The organism is Paractinoplanes pyxinae, assembly GCF_026626335.1.
Lineage (GTDB): Bacteria > Actinomycetota > Actinomycetes > Mycobacteriales > Micromonosporaceae > Actinoplanes > Actinoplanes pyxinae.
Window position 1 is genome coordinate 140,045 of the sequence record NZ_JAPNTZ010000007.1, and the last position, 24,666, is coordinate 164,710.

Sequence of the window (24,666 nt, forward strand, 5' to 3'; positions counted from 1 at the left end):
ATGATTCGGGCATTATGGGTGATCGCTGTTTACAAAGTGCGGTGTGTCCGCTGACACTTAACCGATCAATTCGCGCCTCCGTCGTCTGTTCATCTCGGCGTGGTTTCGCGTGAGAGCGCTCTACCGATTCCGGCGCCGGTAAACTCCGCCGGTAGGCTCGGCGGGAACAGAGGAGACCGAGTGAAGCGGCCCACGATCGCCGACATCGCGCGGCGGGCGGGCGTGTCGAAGGGCGCGGTGTCGTACGCGCTGAACGGCCAGCCCGGCGTCTCCGAGGCGACGCGCCAGCGCATCGTGGCCATCGCTCAGGAGATCGGCTTCAACCCGAACAGCGCCGCTCGCGCGCTGTCCGGCGCCAGCGCGCGCGCCGTGGGCCTCACCCTGGCCCGGCCCGCCCGCATCCTGAGCATCGAGCCGTTCTTCATGGGCCTGATCAGCGGCTTCGAGGCCGAGCTGGCCGCCCGCTCGTACGCGCTGACGCTGCAGGTGGTGGCCACCCCCGAGCAAGAGGTCGAGGTCTACCGCCGCTGGTGGGGCGAGCGCCGCATCGACGGCGTGATCGTGACCGACCTGCGCGAGGACGACGTCCGCATCCCCGTGCTGCAGCAGCTGCAACTGCCCGCCGTGGTCATCGGTGGGCCGGGCGACACCGGCAAGATCGCTCAGGTGTGGTCGGACGACGCCGGCGCGATCACCGAGACGGTGCGCTACCTGGTCGCGCTCGGCCACCGCCGCATCGCCCGGGTCGGCGGCCTGCCCGACCTGCTGCACACCCGCACCCGTACCCGGGCCTTCGAGGACGTCTGCACCGCGCTCGGCCTCAACGAGGCGGTGACCATGCCGTCCGACTACACCGGCGAGGAGGGCGGCCGGGCCACCCGCCGGCTGCTGATCGGGGCCGACCGGCCCACCGCGATCATCTACGACAACGACGTGATGGCCGTGGCCGGCCTGGCCGTGGCGCAAGAGATGGGCCTGGCCGTGCCGGGCGACCTGTCCATCGTGGCCTGGGACGATTCTCCACTGTGCAGCCTGGTGCACCCGCCGCTGACCGCCCTGTCGCGCGACATCGCCGAGTACGGCGCCCACGCCGCCCGCGAGCTGCTGGCCGCGATCGACGGCAAGCAGGTCAGCAACGTCGAGGCAGGCACGGCCCACCTCACCCCGCGCGGGAGCACCGCTCCGCCCCGCTAGCCTCGGTGGCTCTCGATGTACGCCTCGATGCGTTCGGCCGGGGCCGGGCGGCCCAGGATGAAACCCTGCCCGTACAGGCAACCGGCTTTGGCCGCACGTTCACACTGGTCGGTCGTCTCGAGGCCCTTGGCCACGATCTCGAGCCCGAGGCGGCGGCCCAGGCTGACCACCACGTCGATCACCGCGGGGCCGTGACCGGGGCCCGCCTCGGGGGACGCGCTCGCCAGCGAGGCGTGCAGTTTGAGCATGTCGACCGGCAGGCGGCGCAGGTGCGACAGCGAGGCCTGCCCCGCGCCGAAGTCGTCCAATGCCGCCCGTACGCCCAATTTGCGCAGCCCCGCCAGGGAGGCCACGATCGCCGGCACGTCCTCGGCGATCCACGCCTCGGCCACCTCGACCACCAGCCGCTCGGGGGCGATTCCGTACCGCTGCAGGGTCGACGCCACCCTGTCCGGGAAGCGGGCCGTCAGCAGCTCGCGCGGCGAGACGTTGACCGACAGCCAGAAGCCGTTGTCGCCGCCCGTCCAGGCCGACAGGTGTTTGCAGGCCGCGTCGAGCACCCACTCGTCGAGCTCGGCCGAGATGCCCACGGCCCGGGCGATCGGCAGCAGCTCGTTGGGCAGGATCGTGCCGAGCTGGGGGTGCCGCCAGCGCAACAGCGCCTCGACGCCCACCGGCTGGTCGTCCCGCAGGTCGACCACCGGCTGGAAGACCAGGTCGAGCTCGCCCCGGTCGGCCGCGCCCAGCACCTCGCGCTCGAGTTCCATGCGCCGGTTGAGCTTCATCTCGACGTCGGGGTCGTACCACTCGACGCGGTCCAGGCCGAGCTGACGGGCGCGCCGGCGGGCCAGGTCGGCGTGGCGCAGCACCTCTTCGGAGTCCTCGCCGCCGGCCAGCTCGGCCAGGCCGATGCTCGTGTGCAGCTCGACGATGAGGCCGGGCAGCTGCAGCGGCTCGGCCACCGCGGCCGCGATGCGGGTGGCCAGCGCATACGCCAGCACGGCGCCGTCCGCGGTGAGCACCGCGAACTCGTCGCCGCCGAGCCGGGCCGGCAGGTCGTCCGGGCCGAGCAGGCTGCGCAGGCGGCGGCCCACTTCGATCAGCACGGCATCGCCTGTCCCGCGGCCCCGGCTGTCGTTGATCTCGGCCAGGCCGTGCAGGTCGATCACCAGCAGGGTGCCCTGCTGGCCGGCGCGGCGGCGGTGGGTCAGCAGCTCACGCATCAGCGCCCGCCGGTTGGCCAGGCCGGTGAGCTGGTCGGTGCTCGAGAGCTTGTGCAGCGTCTTTTCCAGGTGGCGGCGCTCGCCGATGTCGCGCACGTGCACCACCAGCGCCGCCACTTCCGGCACGGAGCGCTGGTCGGCGATGGTCGACTCGGTGTCGCGCCACATGTCGTCGCCGTCCCGCAGCCGGGCCGTGACCAGGGCGGGCGGCCCGTCGCCGGCCTCACCGGCCAGCACCGCGTCGATCGCCTCGCGGGCCCGCTCGACGTCGTCGGGGTGGATCAGCTCGACGAACGCGCGGCCCACCACCTCGTCGTCGTTGAGCGCGAACAGGCGCGACGCGGCCGGGGACTGCCAGGTGATCCGCAGCTGGGAATCGAGCACCAGGGTGAGGTCGGTGGCCCCGGCGACCAGGGAGCGGAAGTGGGCCTCGGCGGTCTGCAGCTGACCCGCGTACCGCCGGATGTCGTGCACCACCAGCAGCTCGCGCATGGCCAGCACGGCGACCATCGCGATGCCCAGGATGATGCTGGTCGGGTCGAACGTACGGACCACGATCAGATGCCACACCGCGGCCACGACGCCCACCGCGGCCGGCACCGCGAGCAGCGGATAGCTGGCCAGGTACTGATCCGGGTTGCGGGGTTCGAGCGGCGACGCGGGCAGACCGCGCCGGGTGCCGCCGTCGACGGCGAGAGCCAGGCCGGCCACCACGGGCAGACCGGCGGCGGCCAGTGCGGCCCCGGCCGGGCCGGCCGCGATCACGCCCAGCCCGGCCAGCACCAGGATCGTGCCGATGCCGCACCGGACCACGGGCCGGCGGGCCGGACGGCCGCGGAGCATCGCCACCAGCACGATCGAGGCGCCGGTGGCGCCGATCGCGATCACCGACAGGGCGCCGGGGCGGGTCACGTCGGCCGGGGTGAGCAGATAGCCCGCGAAGGCCAGGCTGACGCCCAGGCCGAGGCCGTCGAAGGCGCGCCGGGAGTGCACCACCCACCCGCGGCCGGAACTGGGCAGCAGCAGCGTGCCGGTGGCGTAGCCGGCCGCGGCCAGGCCGAAGGCGATCGTGACCCACACCCCTTCGGCGGGCGGCGACAGCCAGGTGACCAGCACGGCGACGGCGGTGGCGAGCGCACCGAGGCCGACGAAGCCGGCCCCGCGGCAGGCCACGTACGACAGGTCGGCCTGATGGATCCAGAGCGCGGCCCGCACCAGCTGGAACGCGGCCCACAGGGCGCAGCCGCCGGCGCCCGCGGCCAGGGCGAGCGGGGCCGGGACCAGGCCGATCACCCCGGCCAGCAGCACCAGGGCGGCGAGCACGGGCACGGCCAGCGTCATGGCCCGGCCGCGGGGCCGGGCAGTGTGCGTGCGCGTGGGGGGCGGCACTGCCACGTCGACGGATCCTCCCGGATTCTCGTCTTCTCGTCTTCTCGTCTTTGCGTCGGTCAGGGGGTTGAGGGGGACGCTGAACCGGACAACGAGCGTCCCCCGAACAGGTTACGGCCGGGTGTTACGCCTTCGCACGCTCAGAGAGTCGGCTATGGACGCTCCCAGGTCAACGGCGGCCGCCCGGGGCCGGATGGGAGAATGAGGGCGTGCCCAAGCCCCTGCTCCGCGTCCGCAAGTCCGGCGGCCTGATGGTGGCGGCCGTGCTCGCGTTCGTCAGCGGCGTCCCGCTCGCCAGCGTCTCGTGGGCCTGGTCCCTGATCCTGCTGATCCCGGTGGCCTTCTTCGTGTGGGCCTGGCGGGCCGGCACCGACGTCTACGCCGACCGGCTGCGCGTGCGCGCCCTGTTCGGCAACACCACGGTGCCCTGGCAGCGCATCAGCGAACTGGCCCCCGACCCCCACGGCCAGATCTCCGCCCTGCTCGACAACGGCAACGTCATCCGCCTGACCGCCGTCACCACCGACAACCTGCCCCGCGTGCTCGCCGCAAGCGGGCAACAGATCGGTCACACCGACTAGGGGTCTGTCCTGCCGGTCACGCGGGAGCGAGGCGAGGTCCAGGTGGCGCCTGACGGCGTCCGCAGAACGGCCGCATACAACCCCGGTATGCGACCGCTCTGCGGCCGACGTCAGCCACCACCTGGACCGCGCCTCGCTCCCACGTGACCGGCAGGACAGACCCCGTTCCCAGCTCGCCTCGCTACCCTGGGGTGCGTCGCATCCTTCAGGAGGTCGAGTGATCGTGCGTTCCCGCCGGGCCCGCGGCGCCGCCCTGGCGCTCGCCGCCGTGCTGGGGCTCGCCTCGGCGTGCAGTTTCGGCCCGCCCGATCCCGACCAGCAGGGCGCGCCGCCCAACCTGCCCACGCCGTCGGCCGAGGAATCGTCCGGCGCCGGCGCCGAGGACCCGAACGGCGGCAGCCAGGAGGTCGCGATCACCGTCCTGGCCAAAGACCTGGACGTGCCGTGGGGCATGGCCTTCCTGCCCGACGGCTCGGGGCTGGTCACCGAGCGCGACACCGGCCGCATCCTCAAGGTCGGGCCCGAGTCCGACGCGAACGGGCTCGCCGTCACCCAGGCCCACCGGCTGACCGAGGTGCAGGCCTCGGGCGACGGCGGCCTGCTGGGCATCGCGGTCTCCCCCGACTACAAGACCAACAAGCTGGTCTACGTCTACTACTCCACCGCCAAGGACAACCGGGTCGCCAAGCTCACGCTGGGCGGCAAGGTCCAGCCGATCCTGACCGGCATCCCGCGCTCGCGCGACTTCAACGGCGGCGCGCTCGCCTTCGGTCCCGACGGTTTCCTGTACGCCGGCACGGGCGACGGCACTCCGGCCGGCGCCCAGGCGCAGAACCCCAAGAGCCTGGGCGGCAAGATCCTGCGGATGACTGTCGCCGGCAAGCCCGCCCCCGGCAACCCGGTGAAGAACAGCCTGGTCTGGAGCTCCGGCCACCGCAACGTCCAGGGCATCGCGTGGGACAAGACCAAGCGCATGTACGCCAGCGAGAGCGGCCAGGCCAAGTCGGGCGAGCTCAACGTGATCGCCAAGGGCAAGAACTACGGCTGGCCCAAGGCCGACGGCGCCGGCGCCGACAGCAAGCTGACCAACCCCATGTTCAGCTGGCCCACCGCCGAGTCGGGTTGTTCCGGCGTGGCCGTGCTCGAGCGCACGGTGGCCACCGCGTGCCTGCTCGGCAAGCGGGTCTACCTGCTCAACGTCACCGAGAACGGCACTGTGCTGGGCACCCCGCAGTCCGTGCTGACCAACGAGTACGGGCGCCTGCGGAGCTTGGTCACCGCGCCCGACGGCTCGCTCTGGGCGGGCACCTCGAACCAGGAGGACGACGGCGATCCCGGCCCCGACGACGACCGGATCATTCGGCTGGTGTTCTCCGACGGTGGCGCCGGACGCAGCTGAGAAGTGCCAGGGTTTGCCGTATGACGGGGCGGGGCAGGTGAGGCGACGATGACCTCGATTTTCTCGACGGCTCGCCGCTGGTTCGACGCGATCCGCGCCAGCCGGTGGACCCGCCGCTCCCTCGTCGGGGCCATGGTCGCTTTGATCAGCGTGGCCGGCGCGGTGATCGGCACGATGCTCTTCGCGCACGCCAACGTGGCCGTGGGCCCGTTCCGCGCCGAGATGTCGATCAGCCCGTCGATCTTCGGTGGCACCGAGGTCGACCTCCCCCCATTGGGTTCCCTGCACCTCGACAGCCACGACGGCCCGATCCACCTCAAGGTCAACCTGGCCGCGCTCGACCAGAGCCGCACCGAGGCCCTGATCGACGACCCGACCGCGATCAGCTCGGCCGGCGAGAACGCGGTCGGCGACGTGCGCAACGGCGTGATCCGGCTGGGCGTGCGCACGCTCGGCATCGCGGTGATCAGCTCCCTGGTGCTGAGCGCGCTGATCTTCCGGAACGTGCGCAAGGTCGCCGTCTCGGGGGTGACCGCCCTGGTGGTCACCGCGGGCAGCTTGGGCTTGGCGGCGAGCACGCTGCGGCCCGACTCGATCGCCGAGCCCCGCTACGAGGGCCTGCTGGTCAACGCGCCCGCCGTGGTCGGTGACGCGCGCCGGATCGCCGACAACTACGGCCGCTACTCCGAACAGCTGCAGCAGATTGTCAGCAACGTGAGCCGGCTCTACACGACGGTGTCGTCACTTCCCGTGTACGAGCCCGAGGCCAACACCACGCGCATCCTGCACGTCTCCGACCTGCACCTGAGCCCACAGGCGTTCGGGCTGATCCGCACCGTGGTGCAGACGTTCGAGATCGACGCCGTGATCGACACCGGCGACCTGGTCGACTGGGGCAGCACGGCCGAGACCGGCTACGCCTCGTCGATCCCCTCGGTCGGTGTCCCGTACATCTGGGTCCGGGGCAACCACGACTCGGCCTCGATCCAGGCCGCGGTGGCCCGCCAGCGCAACGCGGTCGTGCTCGACAACAAGATCACCACGGTCGGCGATCTGCGGATCGCGGGCATCGGCGACCCGGAGTTCACCCCCGACAAGAGCGAGACGCCAGCCGCCGAGAACGCGGACGACCCGGCCCAGTCGCCGCTGCTGCGGGCCGGGGGCCAGCTGGCCGACACGATCCGCGCCTCCGACAAGCCGGTCGACATCGCGCTGGTGCACGACCCGGCCATGGCGCCGCCGCTCTCCGGCGTGGTGCCGCTGGTGCTGGCCGGGCACAAGCACCAGCGCGAGGTGAGCCTGCTGGCGGCGCCCGAACCCGACCCCTCGGCCTCCCCATCGCCGGCGCCCTCGGCCGAGGGCGACCAGGCGCCCCTGGCCACCCGGCTCATGGTCGAGGGCTCCACCGGCGGGGCCGGGCTGCGCGGCCTCGAGAAGGAGGAGCCGACGCCGTTGAGCCTGTCAGTCCTCTACTTCGACGAGAACCGGCAGCTCAAGGCGTACGACGACATCCAGCTGGGCGGCACCGGCCAGTCCAACGTGGAGATGCAACGCAACGTGGTCGGCGCCGAGGAGGCGCCGACCCCGTCGACGTCGGCCTCGCCTGGTTAGCTCGCGCCCAGACGCTCCAGGATCAGCTCGCGGACCGTCTTGGCGTCGGCCTGGCCGCGGGTGGTCTTCATGACCGCGCCGACCAGGGCGCCGGCCGCGGCGACCTTGCCGTCGCGCACCTTGGCCGCGATGTCGGGGTTGGCGGCGATCGCCTCGTCGACGGCGGCGGTGAGCGCGCCGGTGTCGGAGACGACCCCGAGACCGCGGGCGCTCATGACGGCGGCCGGGTCACCCTCGCCCGCCACCACGCCCTCGAGCACCTGACGGGCCAGCTTGTCGTTGAGCTTGCCCTCGTCGACCAGCTTCTGCAGCGCGGCCACCTGGGCCGGCGTGGCGCCGACGGCGGACAGCTCGACCCCGGTCTCGTTGGCCCGGCGGGCCAGCTCGCCCATCCACCACTTGCGGGCGCCAGCGGGCGAGGCGCCGGCCGCGATCGTCTCTTCGATCAGCTCGACGGCGCCGGCGTTGGCCACCGATTCCATGTCGACCGCGCTGATGCCCCAGTCGTCGCGCAGCCGGGCCCGTTTGGTGCTCGGCTTCTCGGGCAGGGCGGCCTTGAGCTCGGCCACCCACGCCTTGTCGGGCGCGATCGGCACGAGGTCGGGCTCGGGGAAGTAGCGGTAGTCGGTCGCCGTCTCTTTGGAGCGGCCGGGGCGGGTGTCGCCCGTCGTCTCTTGGAAGTGGCGCGTCTCTTGGAAGATGCGGGTGCCCTGGTCGAGCAGGCCGGACTGCCGGATGATCTCGGAACGGACCGCGCGCTCGACCGAGCGCAGCGAGTTCACGTTCTTCGTCTCGGTGCGGGTGCCCCACTCCTCACCCGGCTTGTTGAGCGAGGTGTTGACGTCGCAGCGCAGCGAGCCCTGCTCCATACGCACGTCGGAGACGCCGAGCGAGCGGATGATGTCGCGCAGCTCGGCCACGTAGGCCTTCGCGACCTCGGGGGCGAGCGCGCCCAGGCCCGGCACGGGCTTGGTCACGATCTCGACCAGCGGGATGCCGGCGCGGTTGTAGTCGACCAGCGACTCGGTGGCGCCGTGGATGCGGCCGGTGGCCCCGCCGACGTGCAGCGTCTTGCCGGTGTCTTCCTCGAGGTGCACCCGCTCGATGCCGATGCGGTACTGCTTGCCGTCGACCTCGACGTCGACGTAGCCGTCGACGCACAGCGGCTCGTCGTACTGCGAGGTCTGGAAGTTCTTCGGCATGTCGGGGTAGAAGTAGTTCTTCCGCGCCATGCGGCACCACTCGGCGATGTCGCAGTTGAGCGCCAGGCCGATGCGGATCGTCGCCTCGATGCCCGCGCGGTTGGCCACCGGCAGCGCACCCGGCAGACCCAAACAGACCGGGCAGACCTGGGTGTTCGGCTCGGCGCCGAACTCGGTGCGGCAGCCGCAGAACATCTTGGTGGCCGTGCCCAGCTCGACGTGGGTCTCGAGGCCGATGACCGGCTCGTAACGCGCGACAGCGTCTTCGTAGGTGGGCAGCGCGGTGGTGGTCATGGCTAAAGAATAGTGGGCCCGGCCGACAGAATTTCGCTGACCCACAGCCGGCCGGAAGTTATCCACAGCCCGCCCCCACGACCGACGATCGGTTCGGTACGGTCCCCGCCATGCAACGCGCCCCCCTCGCCGTCGTCGCCGCCCTCGCGGCCACCCTCATCGCCGGATGTGACGACGGCGCCACCAGCATCACCCCCTCCACCTCGCTCTCCTCAGCGCCCGCTGCCGAGGCGGCGGCCGCCGCCGTCGACTACTCGGCCTGGCAGGCGGGCACCTCGAAGCCGGCCGCCGACGGGCTCTATCCCCAGCACGGCACGGCCGCCCTCGACGTGCTGCACTACGACCTGAAGCTCGCGTGGCAGCCGGCGAAAAAGACGCTCACCGGCACGGCGACGCTGCGGATCCGGCCGACTGCGGACGCCGCCCAGATGCGGCTGGACTTCAAGCCGTACGAAATCGACAAGGCCACCGTCGACGGCGCGCCCGTCACAGCCACCGTCGCGAAAGAGAAGCTGGTCGTCCCGGCCGCAGTCACCAAAGACAAGCCGGTCACCCTGGTCGTGGCCTACCACGGCAAGCCCACCACCACGCCCATCCCGTCGCACCGCTCCGACGTCGAACCGCTCGGCCTCACGATCACCAAAGAGGGCGGCCTGTGGACGATGCAGGAACCGTGGGGCGCCTTCACGTGGTACCCGGCGAACGACCACCCGTCCGACAAGGCGCTCTACGACGTCGCGGTGACCGTGCCCACCGGCTGGTCCGGCATCGCGGCCGGCGCCCTGGTGACCCAGCAGGGCAACACCTTCCGCTACCGCAGCACCGACCCGATGGCCAGCTACCTGCAGACCCTCGCCGTCGGCAAGTACAAGAAGGTCAGCGCCAAGGGTCCCCGCGGCATCCCGCTGACGTACTGGTACCGCCCCGGTAAGGACGAGAAGTTCGTGCCCTCGCTGAAGAAGTCGCCCGCCTTCATCAGCTTCCTCGAGAAGCGGTTCGGGCCCTACCCGTTCCCCACCGGCGGCGCGGTCATGGTCGACTCCGAATCGGCCATGGAGACCCAGCAGATGATCACCATGGGCGGGAAGACGAAGAAGTTCGACCGGGCGTACTTCGAGGAAGACGTGCTGCACGAGTACGCGCACCAGTGGTTCGGCGACTCGGTCACCCCCACCACGTGGACCGACCTGTGGCTCAACGAGGGCTGGGCGACGTACGCGCAGTTCCTCTACTCGCAGTCGGTCGAGAAATACAGCGACAAGGAACTGGAGGACTACCTGCGCCGGGCCGACGCCGACCTGCGTAAGCGGCTCGGGCCACCTGGCAAGCCCAAGGCGGCCAACTTCGCCGAGAGCAACGTCTACCTGTGCCCGGCGGCCATGCTGAAGGAGCTGAACGACGCCCTCGGCGACGAGAAGTTCTTCGCCCTGGCCCGCGCCTGGGTGCAGGAGCACAAGAACACCCAGCAGAGCCGGGCGTCGTTCACCGCCTTCGTCAACGAGCACACCGGCCGCGACTTCACCAAGCTGATCAACAGCTGGCTGGACTCGAAGTCCACGCCGCGGCCGGCGTGACCGGTTAGAGGGCCGGCGGCGTGAGGGTTCCCACCGCGGACTCGAGCGCCGCCGCCACCCGGTACATCCGGTCGTCGGCCAGCGTCGGCGCCATCACCTGGAAGCCGACCGGCAGCCCCTCGGACAGCCCGCACGGCACCGAGATGGCCGGGCCGCCGTACAGGTTGGTCGGGATGGTGAACAGGTCGGCCAGGTACATCTGGTACGGGTCGGAGGTGCGCGACCCGAACGGGAAGGCCACGAACGGCGTGGTCGGCGAGACCAGCACGTCGACCCGCTCGAAGGCCGACTCGAAGTCCCGCGTGATCAGCGTGCGGACCTTCTGGGCCTGGCCGTAGTAGGCGTCGTAGTAGCCGCTGGACAGCGCGTAGGTGCCCAGGATGATGCGCCGCTTCACCTCGGGGCCGAAGCCGGCCTCACGGGTCAGCGACATGACCTCCTCCAGCGAGCGGTTGCCGTCGTCGCCGACCCGCAGGCCGTAACGCACGCCGTCGAACCGGGCCAGGTTGGAGGAGGCCTCACTGGGGGCGATCAGGTAGTAGGCCGGAAGCGCGTACTGGAAATGCGGGCACGAGACCTCGACGATCTCGGCGCCCAGCTTGACCAGCGCCTCGAGCGACTCGTGGAACGCGCTCAGCACACCCGGCTCGGAACCGTCGCCGGCGAACTCCTTGACCACGCCCAGCTTGACGCCGCTCAGGTCGCCGGTGGCGCCGAGACGAGCCGCCCCGACCACATCCGGCACCGGCTGCGGGATCGACGTGGAGTCGCGCGGGTCGTGACCGGCGATCGCCGCGTGCAGCAGGGCCGCGTCCTCGACGTTACGGGCACACGGGCCCGGAGTGTCGAGCGACGACGAGAAGGCGATCAGGCCGTACCGCGAAGTGCCGCCGTACGTCGGCTTGGCCCCGACCGTGCCGGTGACCGCACCCGGCTGACGGATCGAACCGCCGGTGTCGGTGCCGATGGCCAGCGGAGCCTCGAAAGCGGCGATGGCCGCGGCGCTGCCACCACCCGAACCACCCGGGATGCGGCCGAGATCCCACGGGTTGTTCGTGGCCCCGTAAGCCGAGTATTCGGTCGACGAGCCCATCGCGAACTCGTCCATGTTGGTCTTGCCCAGCATCACCGTGCCGGCCGCGCGCAGCCGCTCCACGAGCGTCGCGTCGTACGGCGGGCGCCATCCCTCAAGAATCTTGGACGCGGCCGTAGTCGGCACACCCTTGGTGGCGATGACATCCTTCACGGCCACCGGCACACCGGCCAGCGGGCCAGAGACCTCACCGGCGTCGACTCTGGCGGCCGCGGCCAGCGCACCCTCCCGGTCGACGTGCAGGAAAGCGTGCACGCGCTCGTCGACGGCGTCGATCCGGTCCAGGTGAGCCTGGGCGACCTCGACGGCCGAGGCCTGCTTGTCGGCGATCACCCGGGCGAGCTGAGCCGCCGACATCTTCGTCAGGTCAGACACGGCGTCAGTCCTCCTCATCCAGGATGCGCGGCACACGGAACCGGCCCTCGTAGGCGTCCGGGGCGCCCGAAAGCGCCTCCTCCTGCGTCAGGCACGGAACCGGCACGTCGTCGCGATACACGTTGGTCAGCGGCACGGAATGCGAGGTGGGCGGAATATCGTCGGCGGCCACCTCGCCGACCCGGGCCACGGACTGCAGGATCACGTCGAGCTGCCCCGCGAACCGGTCCAGTTCCTCCTCGGTCACGGCGAGCCGCGACAGGCGCGCAAGATGCGCAACCTCTTCGCGGGAAATGGCGGCCATATGGACTCACTTCCTCGTATGCCGATATGACGCCTTGAGAAGACGCCTCGATAAGACGCTGACCGGACGAGTCTATTTCGCGCCCCCACCACCCCCACCGCCGGGACAGGGATGGCGTGTCGCAGCAGACGAGGCGTGCGTGCGTGTGCCGATAACTGATGACAGCGCAACCACCATCAAAGCCAAGAGCCGGATGTCGTAGCGGGGTGGGTGGGGACGGTCAGCGAAAATCCAAGTCAAGAGCTGGATGTCGTAGCGGGGTGGGGGGCGGTCAGCGAAAATCCAAGTCAAAAGGTGGATGTCGTAGCGGGGTGGGGGGTTACAGACCGTCGCTCCCGCCGAGGGCCGCGGCGGGGTGAGCTGGCCGCTGGCGCGTCCAGAACGCTCACCCCACCACGGCGACGTGCGTAAGTGGTTGCGCCCGAAACCCCAACCCGCGCACGCCGGCCTCCGCTGTCCCGCGACCTCCGCCGAGCTCGTCCACCGACGCGCCGACCTCCACCATCCCGATCCAGTGCGAGGCCCTAATCAGCGTGCGAAGCCCGGCCCACCCTCACTCGATCCGCCCGCTCAGCCCGCCCGCTCGATCCGCTCCGACCCGCCCAGCTCGATCCACCCTGCTCGACCCGCCCGGCTCCGCAAACCCACCTCGGCCCACCCATCCGCGGCCCACTTGATCCGCTTCGCTCAGCCGCCCAACTCGATCCACCCAGCTCGAACCACCCGCTCGATCCGCCCCACTCGGCTCACCAGCTCGATCCGCCCAACGGCCCGAGCCGCGGGGTCCGCCCTGCTCGACCCGCCCAGCTCGGCCAACCCCCCTCGGCCCACCCCGCTCGGCGCGTCCGCTCGATCCGCTCCGCTCAGCCCGCTCAACCCGATCCACCCAGCTCGACCCACCCGCTCGATTAACCCCACTCGGCCCACCCCGCTCGGCGCGCCCGCTCGATCCGCTCCGCTCAGCCGACCCAACTCGATCCACTCAGCTCGACCCACCCGCTCGATTAACCCCACTCGGCTTACCAGCTCGATCAGCCCGATGGCCCGACTCGCTTGATCCGCCAACTCGGCCGCCTGCTCAATCACACCCACTCGGCCTGCCTGCTTGATCCCGCCCGGCTCGGCTCGCCCGCCCGGCTCGGCTCGCCCGCCCGGCTCGGCCCGGCCCGACCCGGCCGGCCGGTTCTGCTGGGGACGGCCAGGTCAAACCGCTTCCCCAGGTCGGTGGCTCAGGTCGCTTGGGGGCGGGGTGTTGTGGCGTGGGCTGGTGGGGGTCACTCGTATGGAGGGAAATTGGTTTATTGAGCGCTTTGGGACGTATGCCGATTTGATAACGGAGAAGATGTTTTGCGGTGGGATGCGCATGTGGATCTATCGTGGGAACGGTCGGTTGATCGAGGCCCTGGTGGAGGTCGCATGGACGCCGCACGCCCCCGTGAATCCGCGGCGAGCGATCGCGTCTTCGAACCGATGCATGAGTGGCCCGAACTGGCGGAACACATTCCGGCGGCCGGGGGTGGGCGTCATGAGGAGTTCGACGAAGCGGGACGACTTTCGGCGGCCGAGGTAGGCCGTGATGAGGGGTTCGACGACGCGGGGTGCCCTTCGGCGGCTGGGGTAGGCCGTCATGATCGGCTCGTCGAAGCGGGACGCTTTTCGGCGGCCGAGGGTCGCCGTGCGGGTGGCTCCGGGGTTGCTCTGGGTGGGTCGGCTTTGCGGGCTGGGCGTCGGCGGCGGGCTGCTCTGGTCACCGTGGGTTTGGCGGGGCTGGTTGACGGGCTGTTGTGGGTGTTTCAGCGCGGGGCGTTCGAGGGGCTTCCCGGGGCGTACTGGCTCATGGGGTTTCTCGCCGTCGTGGTGGATGCGCGGCCCTATCTGGTGGCTAATCGGCGGGCCAGTTCGGTCATCCTGCCGTCTATCTGCTTCACCTTTGCGATCGCGCTGGCCTGGGGGTATGGGCCGGCGCTGGCGGTGCAGCTGATCGCGGTCACGGTGGCTGGTGTTCGGATGCGACATTCGGCTCGGCGGACTCTTCACCTGGCGGTGCAGCACGCGGTGGCGCTGGGGGCGGCCTCGCTCGTCGTCGCGCTGGTGTCGTTGCGGATCGGGCCGGGGCCGGACTGGGGGGACGCCTTACTCACGGTGGCGGCGGCCGGTGCTTGGATCGTGGCCCGGTACGGGCTGGCGGCGATCGTGGCCCGGTCGATGGCCGACCGGCCGGGGCCGCGGCTGCGGCGGCTCCAGCGGCTTCGGCGGATGCGCCGGATCGGGGTCGAGGTGCTGGCCACCGGGGCGCTGCTGCTGCTCGGGCCGGTCGTATTGGCGACGGCGCAGGTCGGACTGGCGTTCGTACCGCTGGTTCTGCTGGCGCTGCACGCCGTACACCGAATGGTTCGATCGGCCGGCGAGTTCGAGCGTGCCTCCCGCGTGGACAGCCTGACCGGACTGCCGAATCGGCGCGCCCTGCACGCGGCGGTGCTCTCGCAGGCCAAGGGGCGACGGCTGGCGCTGCTGGTGCTGGATCTCGACCGCTTCCGTACGGTCAACGACGCCCTCGGCCATGGCGCGGGCGACCGCCTGCTCGGCGAGGTGGCGCACTGCCTGGCCGAAGTGGTGCCGGCCCACGACCTGGTCGTCCGGCTCGGCGGCGACGAGTTTGCGGTGCTCGCCACTCGGGTCGACGGGCCGCCGTCGGCCCGGCGCATCGCCGAACACCTGGCCGAAGCTCTGAACCGCCCCTTCACCCTGGACGGCGTGCCGGTGGACGTCAGCGCCTCCATCGGCATAGCGCTGCAACGCGAACCCGGCGGCGACGGCACGACGCTGCTGCGGGAGGCCGAGGCCGCGATGTACGAGGCCAAGCAGCGCGGCGACCAGGTCGCCCTGCACACCCCGGACGCGCCCCACCACACACCCGACCGGCTCACCCTGCTGGCCGACCTGCGGCACGCCCTCCGCGCGGACACACCCGACGACGGGATCACGCTCTTCTACCAGCCTCAGATCGCCATCGCGACGGGCGAGGTGGTCGGAGTGGAAGCGCTGCTGCGCTGGCGGCACCCCGAGCGCGGCCTGGTCGGCCCGGAGGAGCTGATCCGGGTGGCCGAGCCGACCCCCGTGATGCGCCTGCTCACCGGCCGCGTGCTGCACGAGGTGGTGGCCCAGCTGGCCACGTGGCGCGACGCCGGCCGCCCGTTGCGAGCCGCCGTCAATGTCAGCGCTCGCGACCTGCACGCCGGTGACATAGCCGACCGCGTCGACTCTTTATTGCGCGAGTACGACGTCCCGCCCGACCTCCTGCAGCTGGAGATCACCGAGAGCGCCCTGATGGCCGACCCGCACCGCGTCCTCAGCACGATCACCCGCCTGGACCGCATGGGCATCGCCATCAGCCTGGACGACTTCGGCACCGGCTACTCGTCCCTGCAGCACCTGCGCCGCCTGCCCCTGGCCGAAGTGAAGATCGACCGCTCGTTCGTCCTCGGCATGGCCACCGACCACGGCGACGCCGCCATCGTCCGCTCGGTGATCGACCTGGCCGAGGCCCTGGGCCTGCGAGCCGTGGCCGAGGGCGTCGAGGACGAACGCACCTGGCGCCTGCTCGCCGAGGCCGGCTGCCACGCCGCCCAGGGCTGGTTCCACGCCCGCCCGATGCCCGCCCCCGAGCTGGCCGACTGGCTGTCCCGCTACCGCCCCGTCCGCCCGACCGTCGCCCTGCCCACGCGCCCCCGCTGACAACAGCCCGCCGAGCTGTCAGGGGGCCTCGGGAGCGAACTCGGCCACCTCGCGGGCGGCGTCCGGGCCGTCGGAGAGAAGCACGGCGAAGCCCTCCTCGTTGAGCACCGGGACCTTGAGGGTGAGGGCCTTGTCGTACTTGCTGCCGGGGTTGTCGCCGACCACTACGAAGGCTGTCTTCTTGGAGACTGAGCCGCTGACCTTGCCGCCGCGGGAGGTCACGGCCTCGGTGGCCTGGTCGCGGGAGTGGGTGGAAAGCGTGCCGGTGACCACAACCGTCAGGCCTTCGAGGGGGCGGGGACCCTCGTCGACCCGTTCGTCGGCCATGCGGACGCCGGCCTCGCGCCACTTGCTGACGATGTCGCGGTGCCAGTCGACGGCGAACCACTCGCGCAGGCTCTCCGCGATGGTCGGGCCGACGCCCTCCACCGTGGACAGGACGTCGGGCGCGGCCTTCGCCTTCTTGGCCGGCGCGGCCTCACCATCGGCGGCAGCGGCGTCATCGTCCGTCGCGTCAGCGTCCTCGGAAGAAGCGGCGCTGGCTGAGGAAGCGGCGCCGCCGGAAGAAGCGGCACTATCCGAAGAAGCGGCCGTGCCGGAAGAAGCGGCGGCGTCGGCCAGGACGCCGGCGGCCGTCGAAGCGACCGAGCTGTCGAGAGCGGCGGCCTCGACCGCCGCGGCCTCCTCGGCGCTACCCGGTGCGGCGGCGACGATGGCCTCGATCGCCTCCATCGAGCCGAACTGGCGGGCCAGCGCCTGCGCCGCGGTGGGGCCGACGTGGCGGATCGACAAGGCGACCAGCACGCGCCACAGCGGACGGTCCTTGGCGCCCTCCAGGTTTTCCAGCAGCTTCACGGCGTTGGTGCCCAGGCTGCCGTCCTGGTTGACGAAGAACGGGGACTGGCGCAGCTGATCCTCGGTCAGCGCGAACAGATCGCCCTCGTCGGTGATGACGTGGGAGTCGAGCAGGGCCTGGGCCGCCTTGTAGCCCAGCACCTCGATGTCGAACCCGCCCCGCCCGGCCAGGTGGAACACCCGCTCGCGCAGCTGCGCGGGACACGACCGCGTGTTGGGGCATCGGATGTCGATGTCGCTCTCTTTGGCCGGAGCCAGCTTGGTGCCGCAGGCCGGGCAGTGCGTCGGCATGACGAAGGGGTGAGCGTCGTTGGGCCGCAGGTCGATGACCGGGCCCAGCACCTCGGGGATCACGTCGCCCGCCTTGCGCAGCACGATCGTGTCGCCGATCCACACGCCCTTGCGCTCGACCTCGCGCGCGTTGTGCAGCGTGGCCAGGGCGACCGTGGAACCGGCCACCTTCACCGGCTCGAGCACGGCGAACGGCGTGACGCGGCCCGTCCGGCCGACGTTCACGTCGATGTCGAGCAGCTTGGTGGTGACCTCTTCCGGCGGGTACTTGTAGGCGATGGCCCAGCGTGGGGCCCGCGAGGTGGAGCCCAGCCGGCCCTGGATGGCCACCGAGTCGATCTTGATGACCACGCCGTCGATCTCGTGCTCGACGTCGTGCCGGTGCTCGCCGTAGTACTCGATGTATTCGCGCACGCCGGCGATGTCGTCGACCAGCTTCCAGCGGGAGCTGGTGGGCAGGCCCCACGCCTTCAGCGCCTCGTAGGCGTGCGACTGCGAGGTGGGGGTGAACCCCTGACGAGCGCCGATGCCGTGCACGACCATGCGCAGGCCCCGCGAGGCGGTGATGCGCGGGTCTTTCTGCCGCAGGCTGCCGGCCGCCGCGTTGCGCGGGTTGGCGAACGGCGCCTTGCCCTGCTCGACCAGCGACGCGTTGAGGTCGGCGAAGGCGGACACCGGGAAGTAGATCTCTCCGCGCACCTCGAGCAGGTCGGGCAGGTCGTCGCCGGTCAGGCGCTCGGGGATCTCGCGGATCGTGCGGACGTTGGACGTCACGTCCTCGCCCGTGCGGCCGTCGCCCCGGGTGGCCCCGCGGACGAGACGGCCCTTCTCGTACGTCAGGTTGATGGCCAGGCCGTCGACCTTGAGCTCACAGATGAACTCGACCGGGCCACCGGCGTCGCGCAGCGTGCGGTCGACCCAGGCGCCGAGCTCTTCGTCGTCGAACACATTGTCGAGCGAGAGCATGCGTTCGGCGTGCTCGACCGGCGTGAACTGCGTCGAGAAGGTGCCACCGACGTTCTGCGTGGGCGAATCGGGCGTACGCAGGGAAGGGAACTCAGCCTCGAGCGCCTCGAGCTCACGCAGCAGCTTGTCGAAGTCGGCGTCGGAGATGGTGGGCGAATCGAGCACGTAATAGCGGTATTGGTGGCCGCGCAGCTCGTCGGCCAGCTCGGCGTGACGCTGGCTCGCCTCGGGCGTCGGGTCTTTACCGGCAGCGGCCTCTTGCTCAGCGGTCGGCTGAGCGTCGACGACCTCGTCACGCTCGGGCTGCTGGGATTCCGCCTTCTTCGCCACCGGGACCTCCGTGCTCGACAACTACGAAGAACCGTAGTCGTCGCCTCTGACATTTTCGGCCCGGCACGACACCGAAACGCAGGTCAGACCTCGGAAAGGCGGCGGGCGGCCTCGCGGCAGGCGGTCAGCGAGGTTCGGGCGTACGCCGGGGTGGCGCCAGCCAGGCCGCAGGCCGGGGTGATGACTACCTGCCGGGGCAGTTGAGCCGCCGGGAAAGCGAGCCTCTTCCACAGCGTGGCCACACGATCGGCCACTTTCTTGCCGTCGATTCCCCCGGCCGGCGGGGTGGTCGGGGCGGCCCCGGCGAAGAGGCCGAGCCCGGCCTCCAGCGCCTCCCCCACCGGGTCGAGGTCTTTGAGCAGCGACAAGTCGAGAGCAACCGCAGCCGCCTGAGCGTCGCGGAAGACCTGCAGCGGCACAGCAGGCGCACAGCAGTGCGCGATCACGGGCACACCCACGGCCTCGACCACCGTACGCAGGGCAGCCGCCGCGTCCGGCCCGGGCACAGCCCGGTATGCGCTCAGGCCGCTCTCGGTCGGCACCCGGCCGGCCAGCACGGTCGGCAGGGACGGCTCGTCGAGTTGCAGCAGGAGCTCGGCCCGGGGCAGGCGCTTGCGGAGGTCGTCCACGTGCCGGCGCAGGCCCTCGGCCAGCGAGTCGGTCAGGTCGCGCACCGCGCCCGCGTCGCGCAGCAGGCGGCCGCCGATCTGCAGGTCGATGGAGGCGGCGAGCGTCCACGGGCCGGCCGACTGCACCTTCAGCGGCCCGGCGTACTTCTCGCCCTGTTCGGTCAGCTGGTCGAGGTCGCGTTCCAGCAGGTCGGCCGTGCGGCGCAGGTCTTGGCCGGGGCGGGGCGCCACCTGCCAGCGGCCGGCGTAGAGCTGCACGGGCAGTTCGACCAGGAACCCGGCGCTGCGGCCGATGATGTCGGCCCCGGGCCCGCGGGCGGGCAGTTCGGCCAGGTGCGGCAGGTCGGGCAGTTCGCCGAAGACGACCCGCTGGGCCTCGGCGATGTCGGTGCCGGGCAGCGAGCCGATGCCGGTGGCCGAGCCGGGCGACCAGGGGAAGTCAGGCACGCGAGGCTGCCAGGGGCGCCGCGGCGGTGATCGTGGCCGAGCCCAGCACGATGTCGCCCTCGGGCGAGCGCTGGTACGCCACGATCGCCTGGCCGGCGGCGACACCGCGGGCGGGCGTCTCGAGGCGGGCGGTCAGCGTGTCGCCTTCGATGGTGACGGTGGCCGGGTAGACCTCGCCGTGGGCCCGCAGCTGCACGTCGCACTCGACCTGGGTCGAGTCGCTGTGCCAGATGACCTTGGACGCGATGACCTCGTTGACTTCAAGATCCTCTCGAGGGCCGACGGTCACCGTGTTGGTCACCGGGGTGATCGAGAGCACGTAGCGGGGACGGCCGTCGGCGGCCGGCACGCGCAGGTCGAGCCCCTTGCGCTGGCCGATCGTGTAGCCGTAGGCGCCGTTGTGGCTGCCCAGGCGCTCGCCGGTGCGGCCGTCGACGATGTCGCCGGGGGCGTCGCCCAGCTGCCGCTGCAGGAAACCCTTGGTGTCGCCGTCGGCGATGAAGCAGATGTCGTGCGAGTCGGGCTTGTCGGCCACGGCCAGGCCGCGGGCGGCCGCCTCTTCGCGCACCTGGGCCTTGGTCGAGTCGCCGAGCGGGAAGACGGCCCGATCGAGCTGGGCCCGGGTGAGCACGGCCAGCACGTACGACTGGTCCTTGCCTTCGTCGACGCTGCGGCGCAGCAGACCGTCGGCCCCGAGGCGGGCGTGGTGACCGGTGACGACGGCGTCGAAGCCGAGCGCGACGGCCCGGTCGAGCACCGCCTCGAACTTGATCTTCTCGTTGCAGCGCAGGCACGGGTTGGGCGTGCGGCCGGCCGCGTACTCGGCCACGAAGTCGTCGACGACGTTGGCGTGGAACTGTTCGGCCATGTCCCACACGTAGAACGGGATGCCGATCACGTCAGCAGCGCGGCGGGCGTCACGGGAGTCTTCGAGCGTGCAGCAGCCGCGCGCTCCCGTGCGGTAGGTCTGGGGGTTACGCGCCAGCGCCAGGTGCACGCCGGTCACGTCGTGGCCGGCGGCGTGGGCGCGCGCGGCGGCGACGGCGGAATCGACGCCGCCTGACATGGCCGCAAGAACTCGCATGGCATCCAGCCTAACGGGGGGTTTTCCAGGCTGTGGCGCGGCGGGCGCGCTCGACCGCGCCGGGCAGCGCGGCCAGCAGAGCGTCGACATCTTCAACAACACTGGTGTGCCCGAGAGTGAACCGCAGCGAGGACCGGGCGCGGTCGTCGTCGGCGCCCATCGCGACCAGCACGTGGCTGGGCTGGGCGACCCCGGCCGAGCAGGCCGAGCCGGTCGAGCAGCAGACGCCCTGCGCGTCCAGGAGCAGCAGCAACGCGTCGCCCTCGCAGCCGGGGAAGCTGAAGTGGGCGTTGCCGGGCAGGCGGTCGCCGGGGTCGCCGTTGAGCACCGCGTCCGGCACGGCCGCCCGCACCCGGGCCACCAGCTCGTCCCGCAGGGCTCCGACCCGTACGGCGTACGCGGCCTGGCTCTTGACCGTCGCCTCGACGGCGGTGGCGAAGGCAGCCACCCCGGCCGTGTCGAGTGTGCCCGAGCGCACATCGCGTTCCTGGCCGCCGCCGTGCAGCAGCGGGGTGCAGGCGACGTCCCGGCCGAGCAGAAGCGCGCCCACCCCGACCGGACCGCCGACCTTGTGCCCGGTGACCGTCATGGCGGCGGCGCCGCTGGCCGCGAAGTCGACCGGCACCTGGCCCAGCGCCTGCACGGCGTCGGTGTGGAACGGGATGCCGGCGTCGGCGGCCAGGCGGGCCAGCTCGGCCACCGGCTGGATCGTGCCCACCTCGTTGTTGGCCCACTGCACGCTGACGACAGCGATCTCGTCCGCGTACGCCTCGACGACCGAGGCCAGCGCGGCCGGGTCGACCCGCCCGGCGTCGTCGACCGGCAGCCAGCTCAGCTGGGCGCCCTCGTGCGAGCCCAGCCACTCGGCGCTGTCCATAACGGCGTGGTGCTCGACCGCGGAGGCGACCACCCGGCTGCGGTTGAGCGAGCCGGCCCGCCGGGCCCAGAAGATGCCCTTGAGCGCGAGGTTGTCGCTCTCGGTGCCGCCGCTGGTGAAGATCACCTCGGACGGCCGGGCGCCGAGGGCGGCCGCGATGCGCTCGCGCGACTCCTCGACCAGGCGCCGGGCGTGCCGCCCGGCCGCGTGCAGGGACGACGGGTTACCGACCTCGCGGGCCGCCGCAACGTATGCCGCCAGCGCCTCGTCGAGCATCGGCGTGGTCGCAGCGTGATCCAAGTAGGCCATCAGTTCCAAAGCTTATGCCTCGCCCCGCGGACGCAGAACGGCCCGGCGCGGTGCGCCGGGCCGCCTGGTGACGGGGATTACTTGCGCTTGCGGATCTCGTCGGCCGCCTGGGGCACGACCTTGAACAGGTCGCCCACCACGCCGTAGTCGGCGAGCTCGAAGATCGGGGCCTCGGCGTCCTTGTTGACGGCCACGATCGTCTTCGAGGTCTGCATGCCCGCCCGGTGCTGGATGGCGCCCGAGATGCCCAGGGCCACGTACAGCTGCGGCGAGACGGTCTTGCCGGTCTGACCCACCTGGAACTGGTGCGGGTAGAAGCCCGAGTCGACCGCCGCCCGGGACGCGCCGACCGCGCCGCCGAGCAGGTCGGCCAGCTCCTCGACCAGCTTGAAGTTGTCCGCGTTGCCCACGCCGCGACCGCCGGAGACGACGATGCCGGCCTCGGTGAGCTCGGGGCGCGAGCCCTTCTGCTCGACCACGCGCTCGACGACCTTGGTCAGCTTGTCGCTGTCGGCCACGTTGACCTCGATCGACGAGACGGCGGCATCGACCGGCGACGGCGAGGGGGTGACCGAGTTGGGGCGGATCGTCACGATCGGCAGACCGCGCGTGACCTTCGACTTGACGATGCCCGAGCCGGCGAAGACGACCTGGGTCGCGGTGCCGTCGGCGGCCACCTCGACCGCGTCGGTCAGCAGCCCGTTGTCCAGCTTGACGGCCAGGCGACCGGCGATCTCCTTGCCCTCCTGGGTCGAGGCCAGCAGGACGGCGGCGGGCTGCTTTTCCCGTACGAGATCGGCCAGCACAGCCGCTTTCGGGGCGACCAGATAGCCGTCCACGTCGTCACCCGACGCCGCATAGACCTTGGACGCGCCGTACTCGCCCAGCTTCGCCGTGTCCGCCTCACCGAAGACGACCGCGGAGACGTCGCCCAGACCGCGGGCGATGGTCAGCATCTCGAGCGTGACCTTCTTGACGCCGTTCTCGACGACAACCAGAACCTCAGCCATGACTCCCTCTTCCCCGGCTCAGACGAACTTCTCGGTGGCGAGGTACGCGACCAGCTGCGCGCCGCCGTCGCCCTCGTCGGTGACCTTGGTGCCGGCCGAACGCGGCGGCCGCTTCGAGAACTCGACCACGGCGCTGGTGGCGCCGGCCGTGCCCACCTCGTCCGAGGAGATGCCCAGGTCGGCCAGCGCGAGCGCCTGCACCGGCTTCTTCTTGGCGGCCATGATGCCCTTGAAGGACGGGTATCGCGGCTCGTTGATCGTGTCCCACACGCTGACGACGGCCGGGGTGGCCGCGGTGACGACCTCGTAGCCCTCGTCGGTCTGCCGCTCGACGGTCAGCTGCGAGCCGTCCACCGTGAGCTTGCGGGCGCCGGTCAGCGCCGCGATGCCCAGCCGCTCGGCCAGCATGTGCGGCATGACCTGCACGCGGCCGTCGGTCGACTCGGCGCCGGCGATGATCAGGTCGGCGTTGAGCGTCTTGAGCGCCTCGGCCAGCACCTTGGACGTGGCCACGGCGCACGAGCCGTGCAGCGCGTCGTCGGAGATGTGGACGGCCTTGTCGGGGCCCATCGAGAGCGCCTTGCGGATGGACTCGGTCGCACCGGCCGGGCCCATCGTGAGGACGGTGACCTCGCCGCCGTGCTCTTCCTTGATCTTCAACGCCTCTTCGATGGCGTACTCGTCCATCTCGTTGATGACGTTGTTGGCCGAGGCCCGCTCGACCGTGTTGTCCGACGGGCTCAAGGTGCGCTCGGCACCGGAGTCGGGCACCTGCTTGACCAGTACGACGATATTCATCGCGCTCCTACGACCTCCTGTTGTGAACGCACCTGTGCGGCCGGACGCCTCCCGACAGGTTACCCGTCGGTAGCTTAGGCGCGACGGCCACCCAGAGTGACTCACCTCACCCGTTCCGGCTGTCCGCTGGCTACAGTCGGTACAGGGAGGTGTACGAAATGTCCGGCCTAATCACTCGGGCGGCCGACGAGTTGCTTCCGTCCGCTACCCATCGTCTACCACGTGGCCCCGCGCCCGCGCTGAACGCCCATGGCCGGGTGAGCACCGACTCGCCGTACTGCCGCTGCGGCCGGCCCCGCGAGGCCTGCGTGAGTGACGAAGTCCGCATGCTGTGGATGCACCTTCTCGACCGAGAAGGTCAATAATTCGTACGTGCTAGGTGGCCTGCGGCAATGGATCGATCCGGAGAAGACGCCGACGGTCGGCCGCACGCCTGACTACCGCTTCTCGCTGGCCAACGAGCGCACCTTCCTGGCCTGGATCCGCACCGGCCTGGCCCTGATCGCGGGCGGCCTCGGCGTCGCCCAGTTCCTGCCGCCACTGCCCATCGCCCACCTGCGCGAGATCATGGCCATCCTGCTGCTCGTGCTGGGCGGCCTGGTGGCGTTGCGCGCGGTCGACCACTGGGCCCGCACCGAACGGGCCATGCGTCTGGGCCAGGAGCTGCCGGGCTCGCGATTCCCCGCCGTGCTGGCCGTCGCGGTCGCCCTGGGCGCGGTCGCGATGATCGTCGCCGTCGTCGTTCAGGCCGCGGGGTGACCGGCGACGACCACGGCGCGGCGGCCGAACGCACCCGGCTCGCCTGGCGGCGTACGGCCCTGTCGGCCGGAGTCGTCGGCCTGCTCGCCGCCCGGCCCGCCTTCCACCCCGACGCCGGCGTTCCGCAATGGATCACCGCGGCGCTCAGCGGCCTCGGGTGGTCGTTCCTGGTCGCGATCGCCTACCGCCGCGCCCGCGCCTTGATGAAGAGCCCGCCGCACCCCGGACGGCGCACGATCGCAGCCTACGCGTTGACCACCGTCGCTCTCGCCGCGCTCGCAAGTCTGGTTGTCATGCTCTGATCGTCGCCGGATCGGCCGGGGCGCGTCATCATTGC

The 24,666-nt window shown here is 71.3% G+C and carries 17 protein-coding genes and 1 pseudogene; 8 read left to right on the forward strand and 10 right to left on the reverse strand.

Annotation, left to right across the window (positions count from 1 at the left end; all coding sequences use genetic code 11):
• Positions 1 to 180 precede the first annotated feature (180 nt).
• Positions 181 to 1,194, forward strand: a complete 1,014-nt coding sequence (locus OWR29_RS20635) for a LacI family DNA-binding transcriptional regulator (protein WP_267564608.1) — start codon at positions 181 to 183, stop codon at positions 1,192 to 1,194.
• Here the strand turns inward: OWR29_RS20635 and OWR29_RS20640 are convergent.
• Positions 1,191 to 3,812, reverse strand: a complete 2,622-nt coding sequence (locus OWR29_RS20640; RefSeq protein WP_267564609.1) for a putative bifunctional diguanylate cyclase/phosphodiesterase — start codon at positions 3,810 to 3,812, stop codon at positions 1,191 to 1,193. The two genes, OWR29_RS20635 and OWR29_RS20640, sit on opposite strands and share 4 nt — an antisense overlap.
• Before the next feature lie 203 nt (positions 3,813 to 4,015).
• On the opposite strand from OWR29_RS20640, the gene OWR29_RS20645 reads away from it, so the two are divergent.
• The 3 genes from OWR29_RS20645 to OWR29_RS20655 all read left to right on the forward strand — a co-directional run bounded on the left by OWR29_RS20645 (position 4,016) and on the right by OWR29_RS20655 (position 7,397).
• Positions 4,016 to 4,387, forward strand: a complete 372-nt coding sequence (locus tag OWR29_RS20645; protein WP_267564610.1) for a PH domain-containing protein — start codon at positions 4,016 to 4,018, stop codon at positions 4,385 to 4,387.
• 217 nt (positions 4,388 to 4,604) lie between these two features.
• Positions 4,605 to 5,786 (forward strand): PQQ-dependent sugar dehydrogenase, encoded by a 1,182-nt coding sequence (locus OWR29_RS20650; protein WP_267564611.1) that lies wholly within the window; start codon positions 4,605 to 4,607, stop codon positions 5,784 to 5,786.
• A gap of 48 nt (positions 5,787 to 5,834) precedes the next feature.
• Positions 5,835 to 7,397, forward strand: coding sequence for a metallophosphoesterase family protein (locus OWR29_RS20655; RefSeq protein ID WP_267564612.1), 1,563 nt, complete (start codon positions 5,835 to 5,837; stop codon positions 7,395 to 7,397).
• Here the strand turns inward: OWR29_RS20655 and gatB are convergent.
• The gene (gene gatB, locus OWR29_RS20660) at positions 7,394 to 8,893 is read right to left on the reverse strand and encodes an Asp-tRNA(Asn)/Glu-tRNA(Gln) amidotransferase subunit GatB (RefSeq protein WP_267564613.1); all 1,500 of its coding nucleotides are present in this window, start codon (positions 8,891 to 8,893) and stop codon (positions 7,394 to 7,396) included. The genes OWR29_RS20655 and gatB overlap by 4 nt on opposite strands.
• Positions 8,894 to 9,003: 110 nt before the next feature.
• Here gatB and OWR29_RS20665 point away from each other — a divergent pair, with 110 nt between their 5' ends.
• Positions 9,004 to 10,467 carry a M1 family metallopeptidase gene (locus OWR29_RS20665; RefSeq protein ID WP_267564614.1) on the forward strand — a complete coding sequence of 488 codons (1,464 nt, stop codon included), beginning with the start codon at positions 9,004 to 9,006 and terminating at the stop codon, positions 10,465 to 10,467.
• Between the two features lie 4 nt (positions 10,468 to 10,471).
• Here the strand turns inward: OWR29_RS20665 and gatA are convergent, their stop codons facing one another.
• Both gatA and gatC read right to left on the reverse strand, forming a co-directional pair.
• A complete protein-coding gene (gatA, locus tag OWR29_RS20670) occupies positions 10,472 to 11,935 on the reverse strand; it encodes an Asp-tRNA(Asn)/Glu-tRNA(Gln) amidotransferase subunit GatA (protein ID WP_267564616.1) in 1,464 nt (487 codons plus the stop codon).
• A gap of 4 nt (positions 11,936 to 11,939) precedes the next feature.
• Positions 11,940 to 12,239 (reverse strand): Asp-tRNA(Asn)/Glu-tRNA(Gln) amidotransferase subunit GatC, encoded by a 300-nt coding sequence (gatC, locus tag OWR29_RS20675; RefSeq protein ID WP_267564618.1) that lies wholly within the window; start codon positions 12,237 to 12,239, stop codon positions 11,940 to 11,942.
• A 1,836-nt stretch (positions 12,240 to 14,075) separates the two neighbouring features.
• Between gatC and OWR29_RS20680 the strand changes: the two genes are divergently transcribed.
• Entirely contained in the window at positions 14,076 to 15,974 is a 1,899-nt protein-coding gene (locus tag OWR29_RS20680) for a putative bifunctional diguanylate cyclase/phosphodiesterase (RefSeq protein ID WP_267565096.1), read from the forward strand.
• Positions 15,975 to 16,001: 27 nt separating this feature from the next.
• On the opposite strand, the pseudogene ligA reads toward OWR29_RS20680, so the two are convergent.
• The 6 genes and pseudogenes from ligA to OWR29_RS20710 all read right to left on the reverse strand — a co-directional run.
• Positions 16,002 to 18,416, reverse strand: a pseudogene (ligA, locus tag OWR29_RS20685) (NAD-dependent DNA ligase LigA); the annotation flags it as partial.
• Between the two features lie 83 nt (positions 18,417 to 18,499).
• Positions 18,500 to 19,492 carry a uroporphyrinogen decarboxylase/cobalamine-independent methonine synthase family protein gene (locus tag OWR29_RS20690; protein ID WP_267564621.1) on the reverse strand — a complete coding sequence of 331 codons (993 nt, stop codon included), beginning with the start codon at positions 19,490 to 19,492 and terminating at the stop codon, positions 18,500 to 18,502.
• The gene (gene mnmA, locus OWR29_RS20695) at positions 19,485 to 20,576 is read right to left on the reverse strand and encodes a tRNA 2-thiouridine(34) synthase MnmA (RefSeq protein WP_267564623.1); all 1,092 of its coding nucleotides are present in this window, start codon (positions 20,574 to 20,576) and stop codon (positions 19,485 to 19,487) included. The genes OWR29_RS20690 and mnmA overlap by 8 nt, the downstream gene beginning before the upstream one ends.
• Positions 20,577 to 20,586: 10 nt before the next feature.
• Positions 20,587 to 21,762, reverse strand: coding sequence for a cysteine desulfurase family protein (locus tag OWR29_RS20700; RefSeq protein ID WP_267564624.1), 1,176 nt, complete (start codon positions 21,760 to 21,762; stop codon positions 20,587 to 20,589).
• A 77-nt stretch (positions 21,763 to 21,839) separates the two neighbouring features.
• On the reverse strand, positions 21,840 to 22,772 hold the full coding sequence (locus tag OWR29_RS20705; RefSeq protein ID WP_267564626.1) for an electron transfer flavoprotein subunit alpha/FixB family protein: 933 nt from the start codon (positions 22,770 to 22,772) through the stop codon (positions 21,840 to 21,842).
• Positions 22,773 to 22,790: 18 nt separating this feature from the next.
• Positions 22,791 to 23,570, reverse strand: coding sequence for an electron transfer flavoprotein subunit beta/FixA family protein (locus tag OWR29_RS20710; RefSeq protein WP_267564627.1), 780 nt, complete (start codon positions 23,568 to 23,570; stop codon positions 22,791 to 22,793).
• 372 nt (positions 23,571 to 23,942) lie between these two features.
• Here OWR29_RS20710 and OWR29_RS20715 point away from each other — a divergent pair, with 372 nt between their 5' ends.
• A complete protein-coding gene (locus OWR29_RS20715) occupies positions 23,943 to 24,329 on the forward strand; it encodes a YidH family protein (RefSeq protein ID WP_267565097.1) in 387 nt (128 codons plus the stop codon).
• Positions 24,326 to 24,631: a DUF202 domain-containing protein gene (locus OWR29_RS20720; RefSeq protein WP_267564629.1), complete on the forward strand. Its 306-nt coding sequence runs from the start codon at positions 24,326 to 24,328 to the stop codon at positions 24,629 to 24,631. Before OWR29_RS20715 ends, OWR29_RS20720 begins: the two co-directional genes overlap by 4 nt.
• Positions 24,632 to 24,666: the final 35 nt, after the last annotated feature.